Annotated in this window: 13 protein-coding genes; 9 read left to right on the top strand and 4 right to left on the bottom strand. The window is 71.9% G+C overall.

The features are described 5' to 3' along the window. Nucleotides 1–382 precede the first annotated feature (382 nt). Both glnII and AB0I52_RS32375 read left to right on the top strand, forming a co-directional pair. Complete coding sequence (gene glnII, locus AB0I52_RS32380) at nt 383–1,417, top strand: glutamine synthetase (protein ID WP_363078677.1); 1,035 nt, start codon at nt 383–385, stop codon at nt 1,415–1,417. A 351-nt stretch (nt 1,418–1,768) separates the two neighbouring features. Beyond that, complete coding sequence (locus tag AB0I52_RS32375) at nt 1,769–2,386, top strand: winged helix-turn-helix domain-containing protein (protein WP_363078675.1); 618 nt, start codon at nt 1,769–1,771, stop codon at nt 2,384–2,386. An 88-nt stretch (nt 2,387–2,474) separates the two neighbouring features. On the opposite strand, the gene AB0I52_RS32370 is transcribed toward AB0I52_RS32375, so the two are convergent. Further along, nucleotides 2,475–4,613: an MMPL family transporter gene (locus AB0I52_RS32370; RefSeq protein ID WP_363078673.1), complete on the bottom strand. Its 2,139-nt coding sequence runs from the start codon at nt 4,611–4,613 to the stop codon at nt 2,475–2,477. A 239-nt stretch (nt 4,614–4,852) separates the two neighbouring features. Between AB0I52_RS32370 and AB0I52_RS32365 the strand changes: the two genes are divergently transcribed. Further along, nucleotides 4,853–6,121 (top strand): sensor domain-containing protein, encoded by a 1,269-nt coding sequence (locus AB0I52_RS32365; protein ID WP_363078671.1) that lies wholly within the window; start codon nt 4,853–4,855, stop codon nt 6,119–6,121. Then, nucleotides 6,106–6,753, top strand: a complete 648-nt coding sequence (locus tag AB0I52_RS32360) for a response regulator transcription factor (protein ID WP_362965309.1) — start codon at nt 6,106–6,108, stop codon at nt 6,751–6,753. Before AB0I52_RS32365 ends, AB0I52_RS32360 begins: the two co-directional genes overlap by 16 nt. Here AB0I52_RS32360 and AB0I52_RS32355 read toward each other — a convergent pair. Then, nucleotides 6,750–8,408, bottom strand: coding sequence for an alpha-L-fucosidase (locus AB0I52_RS32355; RefSeq protein WP_363078670.1), 1,659 nt, complete (start codon nt 8,406–8,408; stop codon nt 6,750–6,752). The genes AB0I52_RS32360 and AB0I52_RS32355 overlap by 4 nt on opposite strands. Before the next feature lie 146 nt (nt 8,409–8,554). Continuing rightward, on the bottom strand, nt 8,555–9,049 hold the full coding sequence (locus AB0I52_RS32350) for a MarR family transcriptional regulator (protein ID WP_363078668.1): 495 nt from the start codon (nt 9,047–9,049) through the stop codon (nt 8,555–8,557). A 186-nt stretch (nt 9,050–9,235) separates the two neighbouring features. Between AB0I52_RS32350 and AB0I52_RS32345 the strand changes: the two genes are divergently transcribed. The 5 genes from AB0I52_RS32345 (at nt 9,236) to AB0I52_RS32325 (ending at nt 14,596) form a co-directional block, all read left to right on the top strand. Beyond that, entirely contained in the window at nt 9,236–9,724 is a 489-nt protein-coding gene (locus tag AB0I52_RS32345) for a carboxymuconolactone decarboxylase family protein (protein WP_363078681.1), read from the top strand. Between the two features lie 75 nt (nt 9,725–9,799). Then, complete coding sequence (locus AB0I52_RS32340; protein WP_363078666.1) at nt 9,800–11,743, top strand: hypothetical protein; 1,944 nt, start codon at nt 9,800–9,802, stop codon at nt 11,741–11,743. 79 nt (nt 11,744–11,822) lie between these two features. Beyond that, on the top strand, nt 11,823–12,728 hold the full coding sequence (locus AB0I52_RS32335; protein WP_363078664.1) for a metal-dependent hydrolase: 906 nt from the start codon (nt 11,823–11,825) through the stop codon (nt 12,726–12,728). Between the two features lie 8 nt (nt 12,729–12,736). After that, nucleotides 12,737–13,813 (top strand): PDR/VanB family oxidoreductase, encoded by a 1,077-nt coding sequence (locus AB0I52_RS32330; protein ID WP_363078679.1) that lies wholly within the window; start codon nt 12,737–12,739, stop codon nt 13,811–13,813. A 60-nt stretch (nt 13,814–13,873) separates the two neighbouring features. Then, the gene (locus tag AB0I52_RS32325; RefSeq protein ID WP_363078662.1) at nt 13,874–14,596 is read left to right on the top strand and encodes a TetR/AcrR family transcriptional regulator; all 723 of its coding nucleotides are present in this window, start codon (nt 13,874–13,876) and stop codon (nt 14,594–14,596) included. Nucleotides 14,597–14,613: 17 nt separating this feature from the next. On the opposite strand, the gene AB0I52_RS32320 is transcribed toward AB0I52_RS32325, so the two are convergent. Then, entirely contained in the window at nt 14,614–14,964 is a 351-nt protein-coding gene (locus AB0I52_RS32320; protein WP_363078660.1) for an isomerase, read from the bottom strand. Between the last annotated feature and the right edge of the window lie 173 nt (nt 14,965–15,137).

The raw sequence follows: 15,137 nt of genomic DNA, 5'->3' as shown, positions 1-15,137 counted from the left end.
GGCTCCACACCTACAATCACCACCGCGGACACACCGCGCTCAAAGGCCAACCACCCGCCAGCCGCGTCCCCAACCTCACGGGTCAGTACACCTAGACGTCCGGGGCTGTCGCCCGGCCGGCAGGAGTGGTCTCGCGAGGCGCAGCGCGTCGGCCTGCCGCCACGCACGGAGGACACCTACGGGGTGGCCGGCTTCGGGTCGCCGCTCCGGGCCCGCGGCTGAGGGCCGGCAGTGGCGGGGCCCCGGCGAGGGCCCTCGCAACCGGTCCCTCCGGTACGGGAAACCTCGGTAACACGGGGTTCACACGAGAGCAACGGACGGGAAATCGCGTCTTGCGAAGCTGCGCTGCATAGACCCGCAGCACCTGCGAAGGATGGCTTCCGTGACGTTCAAGGCTGAGTACATCTGGATCGACGGCACCGAGCCGACCGCCAAGCTCCGTTCCAAGACGAAGATCATGCCCGGTTCCCCGTCGTCCGACGTCGCGGAGCTGCCCATCTGGGGCTTCGACGGGTCGAGCACCAACCAGGCCGAGGGCCACGCCTCCGACCGGGTGCTGAAGCCGGTGTTCACCTGCCCGGACCCGATCCGCGGGGGTGACGACGTCCTGGTCCTGTGCGAGGTCTTCCACATCGACATGACCCCGCACGAGTCCAACACGCGTGCCGGACTGCGACCGCTCGCCGAGCAGTTCGCGGGCCAGGAGCCGGTCTTCGGCATCGAGCAGGAGTACACCTTCTTCGACGGCCACCGGCCGCTCGGCTTCCCCGAGGGCGGCTTCCCGGCCGCGCAGGGCGGGTACTACTGCGGCGTCGGCGCCGACGAGATCTTCGGCCGCGAGATCGTCGAGAAGCACCTCGACAACTGTCTGCGGGCGGGCCTGGGCATCTCCGGCATCAACGCCGAGGTCATGCCCGGCCAGTGGGAGTTCCAGGTGGGCCCGCTGGCCCCGCTGGAGGTCTCCGACCAGCTGTGGATCGCCCGCTGGCTGCTCTACCGCACCGCCGAGGACTTCAACGTCTCGGCGACCCTCGACCCGAAGCCGGTGAAGGGCGACTGGAACGGCGCGGGCGCGCACACCAACTTCTCCACCCGGGCGATGCGCGAGGGCTACGACGCGATCATCACCGCGTGCGAGTCGCTGGGCGAGGGCTCGAAGCCGATGGACCACGTCAAGCACTACGGCGCGGGCATCGACGACCGGCTGACCGGTCTGCACGAGACCGCCCCGTGGAACGAGTACAGCTACGGCGTCTCCAATCGCGGCGCCTCGGTCCGTATCCCGTGGCAGGTCGAGCAGGACGGTAAGGGCTACATCGAGGACCGCCGCCCGAACGCCAACGTCGACCCGTACGTCGTCACCCGGCTGATCGTCGACACCTGCTGCGCCGCGCTGGAGAAGGCCGGGCAGGTCTGATCCCGCCCGCACGTGACAAGAGGCGCCCACCGCACCGCCGGTGGGCGCCTCTCGTACGTGCCCGAGGTGAGGAAGGTAACGCGAAGGGTCCGTATCGACGGGTGGGAGAGGCCTGCTGCGGGGTCGTCTTCTCTGGTTCAATGGGGACATGGCCAGCTTCCAGCACACCTCGACAGGTCGCAGCGACCTGGAGCCGTTCTGGCCCTCCCGTCAGCATCACGACTTCGACCGGGTGTGTTGCCGCGCGTTGAACGCGCTGGCCCTCTAAAGCCGCTCACCCCGGTCTTCGGTCCGCGCGCACGCAGCAAGTCCGTCCACAGACGACTCCTTCGCGCGAAAGAGCTGACTCCCATGGCGAACACTCGTACCCTCTCCGCCGCAGCCGCTGCCACCGCAGCGCAGACGGCGACCGCTGCGGCCACCCCCACCCGTCCCCCCTCCCCCAACCGGCACCGGCTGCGGGCCGTCGCGCCGGACGAGGTCTTCCAGCCGGCCGATGTGGCCGCGTTCCTGGCGCCGGGCACGACCTGGCTGCCCGCACCCCAGCACACCCTGCCGGCGCTGCCGGGCCGGCCGCCGATGGTCGGCTATCTGGTGCTCGTCCCCGCCGACCAGCAGCCGGCGCTCACAGCCGCGGCGGCCGGCGCCGCCCAGTACGTGGTGCCGGAGCTACTGGAGGCCCCGGGGGCCGGTCCGGTGCGCATCGACCCCGTCCAGCGCACCGCCGCGGTGAACGGGAACACGCTCGACCTCACCTACCTGGAGTTCGAGCTCCTCGCCCATCTGGTGGCGCACCCGAACCGGGTGCACACCCGCGACCAGCTGGTGACCACGGTCTGGGGCTACGGGCACGTGGGCGACGGGCGCACCGTCGATGTCCACATCGCCCGGCTGCGCCGCAAACTGGGCGCCGAGCACCGCCGGTCGATCCAGACGGTGCGGCGCGTCGGGTACAAGTACACGCCCTGAGCAGTGCGCCCCGAAGACGCCTGAAAGACAGGTGAGGGGCCCGGGTTCCCGTACGCACCGGAACCTGGGCCCCTCACGCGCCCGGGGGTCAGCCGCGCAGTCCTGTCGCCACCGGGTCCGCCGCGGGGCCGGGCTCCGGCTCCGGCTCGCTGTGGTCCAGGGCGGGCAGCCGGGACAGTCCGCGCGGGGTCCGCCAGTTCCGCTCGCCGAGCAGCGCCATCACGGAGGGCAGCAGCACCATCCGTACGACCGTGGCGTCCAGCAGCACCGCGACGGCCAGGCCTACGCCCATCTGCTGCATGTCCTGCATGGACAGCGTCCCGAAGACCGCGAACACCGCCACCATGATCACGGCCGCGCCGGTCACCGCAGCCGCCGTCCGACGGATGCCCTCGTCGATCGCGGCCGGGGTGGAGAGACCGCGGCCGTGGGCCTCGCGGATCCGGGAGACCACGAAGACGTGGTAGTCCATCGAGAGCCCGAACAGGACGACCAGCACGAAGAGCGGCATCCAGGACTCGATCGCGCCGACACCCTCCGAGCCGATCAGCGAGGCACCCCAGCCGTGCTGGAAGACGGCGACCATCACTCCGTACGCGGCGGCCACCGAGAGCAGGTTGAGCAGGATCGCGGTCACGGCGATGACGTAGCTGCGGAAGCAGAACAGCATCACCAGGAAGGTCACCGCGGTGATGAAGAGGAGGACGGGCAGGATGCCGCGCTTCAGCTGGTCGTTGAAGTCCGTGGACCCGGCCACCTCACCCGTCACATAGGCGCGGGCGCCCGTTCCGTCGAACGCGGCCGGCAGCCGCTTCTCGCGCAGTTCGGTCAGATCGCTCTCGCCGTGCGGCAGCGGGATCTCGATCTCCGCGACGTTCTGCGCCCGGTGGACGGCCACCTTGTCGAAGCCGTCGAGTGCCTTGCGTACGCCGGGCGCCCCGATGTCGTCCGCCTCGACGACCACCTGGGCCGGGGCGGGCCCGCCGGGGAAGGCATCGCTGATGTCGCGGTAGGCGACCGCGAGCCGGGAGTCGGAGCCGAACTGCTTCTCCAGGCCGAGTTCCTCGGTCTTCATGCCGAGGGCGGGCGCGGCCAGCACGAGCAGCACGACGACCGAGGCGGCGGCGAAGAACTTCGGCTTGGACAGGACGGGGCGCAGCAGCTTGCCGGCGATCCGGCCGCTCTGCTTCGTACCCCGCTTGCCGCGCCGGTTGAGCAGGGGCACCCGTCCGGCGTCGATCCGGTCGCCCAGCCAGGAGAGCAGTGCGGGCAGTACCGTCACGGAGCCCATCATGGCGATGAAGACCACGATGATCGTGGCGAGTGCGAAGCCCTTGAACAGGAGCAGTCCGGACAGGAACATGCCGGCCATCGCGACCATGACGGTCAGCCCGGAGACCAGGACGGACCGGCCGCTGGTCGCCGCGGCGATCCGCAGCGCCGTCTCGGCGTCGCGCCCCGCCGCCCGCTCGTCCCGCTCGCGCCGCAGGTAGAAGAGGCAGTAGTCGACGCCGACGGCGAAGCCCATCAGGAACATCACGGAGTACGTGGTCTGGAAGAGGTGCAGCTGGTGGCTGGCGAGCGACAGCAGACCGAAGGCGGCCAGGCAGGCGGTCAGCGCGAGCCCGACGGGCAGCAGGGCCGCGACGACGGCGCCGAAGGCCACCAGCAGGATGCCCAGGGCCAGGGGTACGGCGGTGAACTCGGCCTTCTTGAAGTCCTCGGAGAGCAGGTCGCCGAGCCACTTCCCGGCGCTGGCGTCGCCGAACTGCTGGACCGTGATGTCCGTCCGTTCCTTCTGGACCCGGTCGACGGCGTCCAGGACGGGCTGCACCCGGTCGGACGCGGTGGCGGCGTCCCCCTTCATCTCGAAGGTGATCAGTGCGTCCTTGCCGTTCCTGGAGGCGACCGGAGCGCCGAGGCCCGTCACCTCGCCGGTCTTCCCGAGGGCGGTGGTCAGCTCCCGCGCCGCGGTCCGCCAGCCGTCCGGCTCGGCCGCCGACACCATGACCAGCTCGCCCGCCCGGTGGCTGAGGCCGGCGTCGGAGAGGATCTGCTCGGCTCGTGCCGAGTCGCCCGCACCGTTCTCGGCGTTGGTCATCTCGACCATGCCGGACGCACCGCCGATGCCCGCGGTGAGCACGACGAAGAGCAGCCAGCCGAGAATGGCCGTCTTTCGGTGGTGTGCGCTCCACACACCGATACGTGCCGCGAGATTACGCCTCATGGCGTGTTCGCCCCCTGGAAGTAGCCGTCGGAAAAGACACCTCGAATCTAGGAACCCGGGGCCCGCCGCCCCAGCCGCTGGAACACCCACTCCCCGTGACGTAGGGCGAGGTCGCGGGGGTGGTGCTGGGTACACCCCGGGCGGGTGCCGGAACGGCTGCCGCCCCGGCCGCCCGAGGCGGCAGACTGTCTGCGGACCGGGGGGCTGCCACGAGTGCCGGCGAGGGAAGAGGGACCGATATGAACAGGCCGCACGGACGGACAAGGGGCGCGCTGCTGGCCGCTGGGCGGGGGCTGGTGCTGTCGTTCGCCTCGATCGTGGGGTCGGTCACGCTGTTCGTGCTGGCGGTGACCTCCATCGTCCTCATCCCGCTGGGCATCGGCCTGGTGACCACCCCGTACGTGCTGTCGGCGGTGCGCAAGCACGCCAATCAGCGCCGGCTGCTGGCGATCACCTGGTCGGACGTCCGTATCCCGGTGCCGTACCGGCCGATACCGGCGGATGTCCGCAGCGGGTTCATCGGACAGGTGGAGCGGACCGGGGCGATGCTGAAGGACCCGGCGACCTGGCGGGACATCCAGTGGCTGCTGGTCGACATGACGGCCGGCTATGTGGTGTCGATCCTGGCGGCGGCGCTGATGATCTACCCGGTGGAGGGTTTCGTCCTGGCGGCGGGGCTGTGGCGGGTCTTCACGGACGACCGGTACTGGTACGGGTTCGTCCCCGTGGACAGTCAGGCGACGGGGCTCGCCGCCGCCGGGCTCGGGGTGGCGCTCTTCGCGACCGGGGTGCTGCTGAGCGAGCGGCTGCTGCACGCGCACTTCGTGATCGCGCGCTCGGTGCTGGCCCCCACCCATGAACGGGAACTGGCCCTGCGCATCGACCGGCTGACCGAGACCCGGCACGAGGCGGTCGACACCGCCGCCTCCGAGCTGCGGCGCATCGAGCGCGATCTGCACGACGGCGCGCAGGCCCGGCTGGTCGCCATGGGCATGAATCTGGGCACCATCGAGGCGCTGGTCGAGAAGGACCCGGCGCAGGCGAAGAAGCTCCTGGCGATGGCCCGCGAGTCGTCCGCGGAGGCGCTCACGGAGCTGCGCGATCTCGTACGGGGCATCCATCCGCCGGTCCTGGCCGAGCGCGGGCTCGGGGACGCGGTCAAGGCGCTGGCGCTGCGGATGCCGATCGGGACCGAGGTGGACGTGGAGCTGAGCGGTCGTGCGGAGGCCCCGGTCGAGTCGGCCGCCTACTTCGCGGTCAGCGAGATCCTGACGAACGCCGCGAAGCACTCGGGCGCCGACCGGATCTGGGTCGATCTGCACGATGCCGGGGGAATGCTGCGGATCTCCGTCACGGACAACGGGAAGGGCGGTGCGACGACCGGTGCCGGCTCGGGCCTGAGCGGGGTCGAACGCCGACTCGGTACATTCGACGGCATCATGGCCGTCAGCAGCCCCGCGGGCGGTCCCACCATGGTGACCATGGAGATTCCTTGCGAGTTGTCCTAGCCGAAGATCTCTTCCTGCTGCGCGACGGCCTGGTGCGCATGCTGGAGGCCTACGACTTCGAGATCGCGGCCGCGGTCGAGACGGGACCCGAACTGACCAGAGCCCTCGCGGAGTTGAAGCCGGACGTCGCCGTTGTCGACGTCCGGCTTCCGCCGTCCCACACGGACGAGGGGCTCCAGTGCGCGCTGGCGGCCCGGCGGGCGAGACCGGGGCTTCCGGTGCTCGTGCTCTCCCAGCACGTCGAGCAGTTGTACGCACGTGAGCTGCTGGCGGACGGCAACGGCGCCATCGGCTATCTGCTCAAGGACCGGGTCTTCGACGCCGAACAGTTCATCGACGCGGTGCGCAGGGTCGCGGCGGGCGGCACCGCGATGGACCCGCAGGTGATCTCGCAGTTGCTGTCGCGGCGCTCGCAGGACAAGCCGATGGGCGGGCTGACGCCGCGTGAGCGGGAGGTCATGGAGCAGATGGCCCAGGGCCGTTCGAACGCGGCGATCGCCTCGCACATGGTGATCACGGAGCGGGCGGTGGCCAAGCACACCTCGAACATCTTCGGGAAGCTCGGCCTGCCGCCCTCCGACGACGACAACCGCCGCGTTCTCGCGGTACTCGCCTATCTCGACCGGGGTTAGGGAGTGGCCGGCGCGGTGGTGAGGTGCAGCGTCGTGGCTCCCAGGTACGGCTTCGCCCTGGACTCCAGCACCCTGACCCGGACCGCCGAGGCGGTGACGGCCCCGGACAGCGGCAGGATGCGCTCGTGGCCGATGGTGGTGCCCTCGGTGATCCGCTGCCACGTACCGTCGATCCGGGCCTCCACGGCGAACTTCTCCACCCGCTGTCCGTGCCGGATGTCCTCACGGACGGCGACCCGGTCGAAGGTGTACGGACCCGGTCCCTGCTTGCGCACATCGGCGCCGTAGACCCGGCGCAGACCGGCACCGAAGGCGGTCAGCGACGCGACGTCCTCGCCGGCGATCCGGCCGTCCGGCGCGGGCGGGACGTTGAGCAGGAGCGAGGCGTTGCGGCCGACGCTCTTCTCGTACAGGTCCATCAACTGCGCGGCTGTCCTGGGCTTTTCGTCGGGATGGTAGAACCAGCCGGGGCGGTTGGAGACGTCGGCCTCGGCCGGGTACCACTGGAGGTAGTTGACCGCCGGGTCGAGGAGCCTGTCCCGGGAGCCGATGTCGGGGTCGGTCGAGTCGTTGGGGAGGCTGCCGAGCCCTGTCCACGGGTCAGTGATGTGCGGGGTGACGCTCCACTCGGTCTCGCGGGCGACGCCGGACTCGTTGCCGACCCAGCGGACGCCCTGCGGGCCCTGGAAGACGACGGTGTTCGGTGACAGCGCCTTGACCATGTCGAACCACTGCTTGACGTCGTACTTCTGTGTGATGCCCGACCCGGACCAGGGGTTGGCACCGTCCAGCCAGAGTTCCTCCACCGGGCCGTACTGGGTGAAGATCTCGTACAGCTGGTTGAGGTAGTACGCGTCGTAGTCGTCGGCCTTCACCTCGAAGGTGGGCAGCTTGCCGCTCCTCACCCGGGCGGCGCGGTCGTCGCCGGGGACGAGGGTGGGGATGGTGCGCTCGGTGACGGCGCTGCCGTTGCCGAAGCGGCCCTGGCCGGCGGGGGCGCGGTCGCCGTCCTCCAGTGCCATCCGCTCGGGCAGGCTCAGCGGCTTGCCCTCGGCCTGCTTGGCCCGGAGCTCCTCGACCCACTCGGCGTGCCAGGCGTGCGGGAGTTCCGCGCCGTCGGAGGGCGAGAGGTAGAGACCGACCTTCAGGCCCGCCTTGCGGGCGGCCTTCACATAGAGGGCGACGACATCGGGGCTGCCGGGGCTGAGGGCGACCGAGTGGTCGGTGTAGCGGCTCGGGTAGAGGACGAAGCCGTCGTGGTGCTTGACGGTGAGCATGACCTGTTCGATGCCGGCGGCCTTGTAGGCGCGCATCCACTGGTCGGCGTCGATGCTCTGCGGCGCGAACAGCTTCTCGTCCTCCGTGCCGGAGCCCCACTCACGGCCGGTGAAGGTGTTCATCCCGAAGTGCGTGAAGGCGGTGATCTCCCTTTGCTGCCAGGCGAGTTGGCCCGGGGTGGGGACGATGTTCGCGGCCTTCTCGATGATCCGCTCCGGGCTGTCGCACGCCTCGACCGTCATCTGCGACGCGGGTCTCACCGGCCCGTCGCAGGCAACGGCGGGGCGCGCGGGCTGCTGCGCCGTGGCCTGTACGGGGATGAGCGCGGCGGCGGCCGCCAGCGCGAGCGCGCTGAGGACATGGGTGCGTCGTGCCATGGTTCCCTGCCATTCTCGACCACGAGTGGTCGGATCTCTTGGGTACCGACGCGTGCATGTTGCCGCACCGAGCGGCACGCGGGAAGAGTGCCTGCCAGATACGTCCTATCTCTCGCCCGTAAAGTCCAAGCCCTCACCGGCTCCGGTCAGCCGTTGAACCAGCTCGTCGCGTCGAGCCGGAAGGCGTTCGCGGGGGCCATGGTGCGCAGGTCGGACTCCAGGGCGGCGACCCGTTCGGCGCCGAGCACCCGGACCCATTCGGCGCGCAGCCGGTCGAAGCCCTCGGCGGAGCGCATCAGTACGTCGATCCCGCGCGGGGAGAGCCGGACCAGCTTGCGGCGGCCGTCCTGCGGATCGTCGGCGCGCTCGACGTATCCGAGGCTTTCGAGCCGGTCGACGGTCTTTCCGGCAGCCTGCTTGGAGACGCCCAGCCGCCGGCCGATCTCACTGGCGGTCGCCCCGTCGCGGCCCACCGCCTGGAGTGCGTAGCCGTACGCGGGACGCACCTCGGGGTGGCCCTGTTCGGTCAGCTCGCGGTGGAGGTCGTCGATGATCGACCGGAAGCCGGCGAAGAGCAGCAGGGGCAGCTCGAAGCCCGCGCCGGCGCCGCCCGGAGAGGCCTCTCCCGTGCGCTCAGCCATTGCGGTACTCGACAACCTGGTTTACCTTTTCGTCAATCACGTTGTCGAGTTTACTGCGAGAGGTCAGCCATGCCCGCGCCCGTCTCCCCCGACCACGCCCACTCCGCACCCCCCTCTCCCTCCCCCTCCCCCTCCCCCTTCCCCGAGCACAGCCTCGAATCCGCTCCCGCCGCGTCCCGCCCCGCCATGGCGGCCGTGGCGGCGAAACAGGGCCATCTGCCCGCCGCCGTCGGCCTGCTCGCCTCGTCGCCGGAGCTGCTCAACGGCTTCCTGAAGATGAGCGCCCTCTTCGAGTCGACGACCCTGGACCAGCTCTCCCGCGAGGTGCTGATCATGACGGTGGCCACCCGTAACAGCTGTCACCTGTGCGTGGCGATGCACACCGCGAAGCTCACCGCCCTCGGCGCGGACGGCGAACTCATCGCCGCCCTGCGCGCCGGGAGCCCGCTGCCACTTCCGGACGAACGACTGGAGGCGGTACGGCAGTTCACGCTTGCCGTGATCGATACGAGCGGGGCCGTGGACGACGCGGCACTCCAGTCGTTCCTGGCACACGGCCACACCGCCCGCAACGCGCTGGAAGTGGTTCTGGGGATCGGCGCCTACACCATGTCGACCCTCGCCAACCGGATGACGGCGGCGCCCGTCGATCCTCAACTGGCCCATTTCGCCTGAGGTCTGGGCCGGGGAGCCGCCCCGGAGGCACCCGGCCCGGAGTGACCATCGCACGATTCGCTCGTTCAGCTGAATGTGCGCCCACTGCCAGAGGTACCGTCAGCCGCCGCCCCGGTCGATGCGGAGCAGGCCGGGACCTCGCTCGTCGAGCACTACCCGCGACTGGTCCGGCTCGGCTATCTCGCCCTGCCGCCCACACTGAGCCGCAGCCGGCGCGTTCTCGCGGCCCACGCCCTGGCCCAGCGCTCCCTGCAGTCCGCGCGCAGGGCCGGTCCGGCGGGCGGCTCGGGCGTCCCGCTGCCGCGCCGCCCCGGCCGTGCGGAGGCCGCCGCGCCCGGTTACGCGTACGTCCGGCGGCAGGTGCTGCGCGGCGCGCTGGCGGCGGGGATGCCGCTACGGCTGCGGTTGTGGCGCTCCCCGTTGCCGCCCGTCCTTCCGCTGGTCTGGGGGCTGCGGCTGTTCCCGCACTCCGGCGGCGCGGACGAACTCGCCCTGGAGCAGCGGCTGTCGGCGCTGCGCGGACCGGCACGCGCCGCGTTCGTCCTGCGTGGCCTGGAGTCGCTCGCGGACGACGAGGTCCGGCGGGAGCTGGCCGCCGCGGGGGTGGCGGACCCGCGCGCGGCGCTGCGGGAGGCGGACGGGGTGCCGGCGCCGTACACGCTGCTCTCCTCGCCCGAGTTCGACCCGTGCTCGCTCCAGGCCAGGCCGCCGGATCTGCCGCGCCGCCGCAGATACGCGCGGGCCGCGCTGGCCGCCATCGCCGCGCTCGTGGTGTGCGGAACGCTGCTGGGGCTGCCGGGCGGCGGCTGGGGGCACGAGGGGCCGGCCGCGCCGCCGTACGCGCGCAATCCGGCCGCCGAGGAGGCCCTGGATCCGGGGGCGTTGCGGGTGGTGACGGCGTCGTTCTGGCGGCGTTCGCCGCGTACCGACTTCACCGCCTGGCCCACCCGGGGCGACCGCACCGAGGACACCCGGCTGCTGCGGCGGGCGCTGACGGTATGGGCGCGGCCGGGCGGCGGGGTGCGGACGTCGGCGACGCCGCGGACGCCCACGGGGCCGCCGATGGGGGCCCCGCAGCTGCTGTACGCGGGTGAGGTGGGCGCGTCGGCGGTGGTGCTGTTCTACGACGGGCTGCGCGTCGTGCGGTACGCGGAGCCCCGTAACGCCGATCCGTCCGAGGGCGCGGCGCTCGACTTCGCCCGGGTCGACGGGGCGGACGCGACGTCGTCGGGCGCCCTGGTGGTAAACCGCGCGGGGGGCCGGGTCCGCTATCTGACGGCGCCCTGGGTACGGGAGGTGTCGGTACGGGATCTGCTCGCGCCGGACCGTGCGCCGCGCCCGCTGCACCGCTCCCCGGACGGGGTGACCGACGCGCTGACCAGCCCGGGGACCACGGGCGGCTGCCGGTCCTGGGAAGCGGTCGGGCTGTCCGACGGCAGGGCGGTCCGGCTGGTGACGGATCTCGGTGAGCTCGCCCCGGCCCGGCTGACCTCGGGCCCGCCCTCGAAACCGCACGACGTGGCGGGGCGGGCCGAGTTCGAGAGCTGGGCACGGACCGCCTGTCTGCTGCCCGCGGTGCGTTCGCACGGTGTGCGGTCGGTCAACTCCTGGACGTACGCGACGCAGCCGCTGCCCGAGGGGAGCGGTTCGGCCCAGTGGCTGTGCACCCGGGCGGAGACCTGGCGGGGCACCGGGAGCCGGGTACTCGCCCAGTTCCAGGCGCCGTCCGCGCGGCCACCCGGGAGCCGACCGCAGGGGGCCGTCGCGGCGCGCTCCGAGGACTCCCCCGCGTGCGGGCCCCGTATGCCGCAGGTACTGGCGGGTGTGCTGTGGAAGTCGCACGGCGGCCGGTGGTACGTGCTCGCGGCGGGCAGCGAGCAGTTCACCTCGCTGACCACGTCGGGCGGGGTGGCGGGGAGCACGCGGGGGCGGCTGCTCACGGTGCCCGCCGGTGCGGGGGACAGGGCGGATCTGGACGGGCGGCTGGCGGACGGCAGCCGGGGCAGGGCGCTGCGGTGAGCGCGGGCCGGTGCGGACGGGCTCAGGAATTCGCCGCAGGCCCCTGTTCCCCGGGCTTACCCCTCAGTACATTGACAACATGTCTAACACGCAGCCAGCGGCGGTCGCGTCGGAGCGGATCGCGCTCAAGGCCCGCCGGGTCTCCTTCGCCTGGGACAGGACGCCCCTGCACTGGGTGCCGGGCGATCCGTTCACCACGCACACCATCAATGTGCTCCATCTGCTGCTCCCGGCCGGGGAACGCTGGTTCATCCACGTCTACCGCCAGGTGCTTCCGTACATCCGTGACGAGCGACTGCGCGAGGACGTCATCGGGTTCATCGGCCAGGAGGCAATGCACTCCCAGGCCCATGACGACGTACTCCCGCACCTGAAGGAGCTGGGCCTCGACCCGACCCCGTACACGGCCCAGGTCGACTGGCTCTTCGAGAAGCTGCTCGGTGACCGGACGCTGCCGCCGGGGCGGGCGCGCAAGTGGTGGCTGATGGAGCGGGTGGCGACGATAGCCGCGATAGAGCACTACACCGCGTTCCTCGGTGACTGGATACTGAACGCCGAGGAGCTGGACCGGCGGGGCGCCGACCCCACGATGCTGGATCTGCTGCGCTGGCACGGCGCGGAGGAGGTCGAGCACCGGTCGGTCGCCTTCGATGTGTTCATGCATGTCGACGGCGGATACCGGCGGCGGGTGCGGACCTGGGCGACGGCGTTCTCCGCACTGGCCTTCCTCTGGCAGCGCGGTGCCCGGTTCTTCATGGAGAACGACCCCGGCCTGCTGGACGGCAAGGCGTCGTTCCGGCAGTTCTACAACAGCGGCCGGCAGGGCACCCTGCCCAGCACGCCCTCGATGCTGCGTTCGATCCCGCGCTATCTGAGCCGCGGGTACCACCCCACCCAGGAGGGCAGTACGGCGCAGGCCGTCGACTACCTCGCCCACTCGCCCGCCGCGGTCGCCGCCGAGGCCCGCACCACGGAAGCCGGCTGACCATGCCCCTGCCCCTCCCCCGGCTGCGCACCGCCGTCGTGGTGGCCGGTGCCGCGCTGCTCGCCAAGCGGGCGATGCGCCGGCGCATAGAGAAGTCCCCGCTGTGGCCGCTGCCCGCGCTGGAGGAGCCCGTCTCCGGCCACTCGCAGCGCCGCTCGACCACCGGCCTCCGGCTGCTGATCACCGAGCGGTCCACTCCCGCGGACGGGGTCGTGCTGCTGCGCCTGAAGGGTTCCGGCCTGCCGCGCTGGCAGCCCGGCGCCCATCTGGACCTGGTGCTGCCGTCCGGGCTGATCCGCCAGTACTCGCTGTGCGGCGACCCGGCCGACCCCGACTCGTACACCGTCGCGACCCGGCTCGCCGAGGACGGCAGGGGCGGCTCCAGAGAGGTGCACGAGCGGCTCCACGAGGGCCAGGAGGTCGAGATCCGCGGCCCGCGCAACCGCTTCCCACTGGCGGACGCCCCCGCGTACGTCCTCGTAGCGGGCGGCATCGGCATCACACCGATCCTGCCGATGCTCCGCGCGCTCGCCGCCTCCGGAGCCAACTGGCGGCTGCTGTACGGGGGCCGCAGCCGGGCGACGATGCCGTTCCTGGAGGAGATCGGGGAACTGGACGCGGACGGCGGCCGGGTCACCCTCGTACCGCAGGACGAGGCGGGCCGCCCGGACGTCGCCGCGGCACTGGCGGACGCGGCTGCGGGCACGGCGGTCCACTGCTGCGGTCCGGAGCCCCTGATGGAGGCGGTCGCCGCCGCGCTCCCGCCCGGCTGCACCCTGCACCTGGAGCGCTTCTCCGCGACGGCCCCGGACGCCACCGGCTCCGCGGCCTTCGACGTGGAGCTGCGCCGCTCGGGCCGCACGGTCCGGGTGGCGGCGGGCCGGTCGGCGCTGGCCGCCGTCCGCGCGGAGCTGCCGCACGTCCCGTACTCCTGCGAGCAGGGCTTCTGCGGTACGTGCCAACAGCGCGTCCTGGAGGGCCAGGTGGACCACCGGGACGATCTTCTGACGGACGCGGAGCGGCGGGACTCGATGCTGATCTGCGTGTCGCGGTGCCGGGGCGAGCGGCTGGTGCTCGATCTGTAGGCGGCCGGGACGGTACCCGCGCGCCGCGCCCCGGTCGCGCCGGTCGGTACGCTGTTCCTCATGACGACCGGGGTGCGGCGCAGGATGGGCGTCGAGGAGCGCAGGCAGCAGCTGATCGGTGTCGCGCTGGAGTTGTTCAGCCACCGCTCCCCCGACGAGGTGTCGATCGACGAGATCGCCGCCGCCGCCGGGATCTCGCGGCCGCTGGTCTACCACTACTTCCCGGGCAAGCAGAGCCTGTACGAGGCGGCGCTGCGGCGGGCGGCCGACGAGCTGGCGACCCGGTTCCTGGAGCCGCGCGAAGGCCCCCTGGGCGCACGGCTGCTGCGGGTGATGGGGCGGTTCTTCGACTTCGTCGACGAGCACGGTCCGGGGTTCGCCGCGCTGATGCGGGGCGGCCCGGCCGTGGGGTCGTCGACGGCGAACGCGATGATCGACGGGGTGCGGCAGGCGGCCTGCGAGCAGATCCTGGCCCACCTGGGGGTCGAGGAGCCCCCGGCCCGGCTGGTGTTGGTCGTACGGTCCTGGGTGTCGCTGGCCGAGTCGACGGCCCTGATCTGGCTGGACGGGCGGGACATCCCGCGCGCCGAGCTCGAGTTGCAGCTCGTGCACGACTTCGCGGCGCTGATCGCCGTGAGCGCCGCGTACAACGAGGAGATGGCGGGCATCGTGCTGCGGGTCCTCGCGCAGGAGCCGGCGGACGGGCCGTTCGCAGACCTGCTGGTGCGGCTCTCCGCGCTGGCGCCCGCCGTGCCCGCCGTGCCCCCGCAGCGGCTGCCGTAGCGGGACCCGGCGCCGGCTCAGCGCTTGCGGTACGAGGGGTCGAGGTCGCGGGTCTCGGCCGAGAGGTGCAGGGTCAGCGCCTCGGTCGGCCGGATGTGGCCGGCCAGCAGTTCCAGTACCGATTCGGTGAGCCGCGCCTTGAGCTCCGGGGTACGGCCGGACAGCAGCGCGATCTCGATGTGCACGATCGCGTCGCCGTCGGGGGCGTCCGACACCGCCGTCTCCGCGACCTGGCGGAAGCGGGTCTTGCAGGCGGCGGTCTTGGTGCTGACCGTCTCGGCGATCAGCGGGTGCAGCGCCCCCGCGAAGCCGTGGAAGTCGAAGGTCTCGTCGAGCTGGGCGGAGTAGTCGACGGTGATCTGCGGCATGGCGGTCTCCTGGGCGGGGCGCGGGTGGTGGCCGCCCCACTCTTCCCCCGACCGGGGAGGGTGCACAAGCTGGGCCCACTAGGTGTACTGACCCGTGAGGTTGGGGACGCGGCTGGCGGGTGGTTGGCCTTTGAGCGCGGTGTGTCCGCGGTGGTGATTGTAGGTGTGGAGCC

Source organism: Streptomyces sp. NPDC050423, assembly GCF_040655445.1.
Classification (GTDB): Bacteria; Actinomycetota; Actinomycetes; order Streptomycetales; family Streptomycetaceae; genus Streptomyces.
Note: the sequence above shows the minus strand (reverse complement) of the source record. Positions and strands in the feature narration are given on the sequence as shown.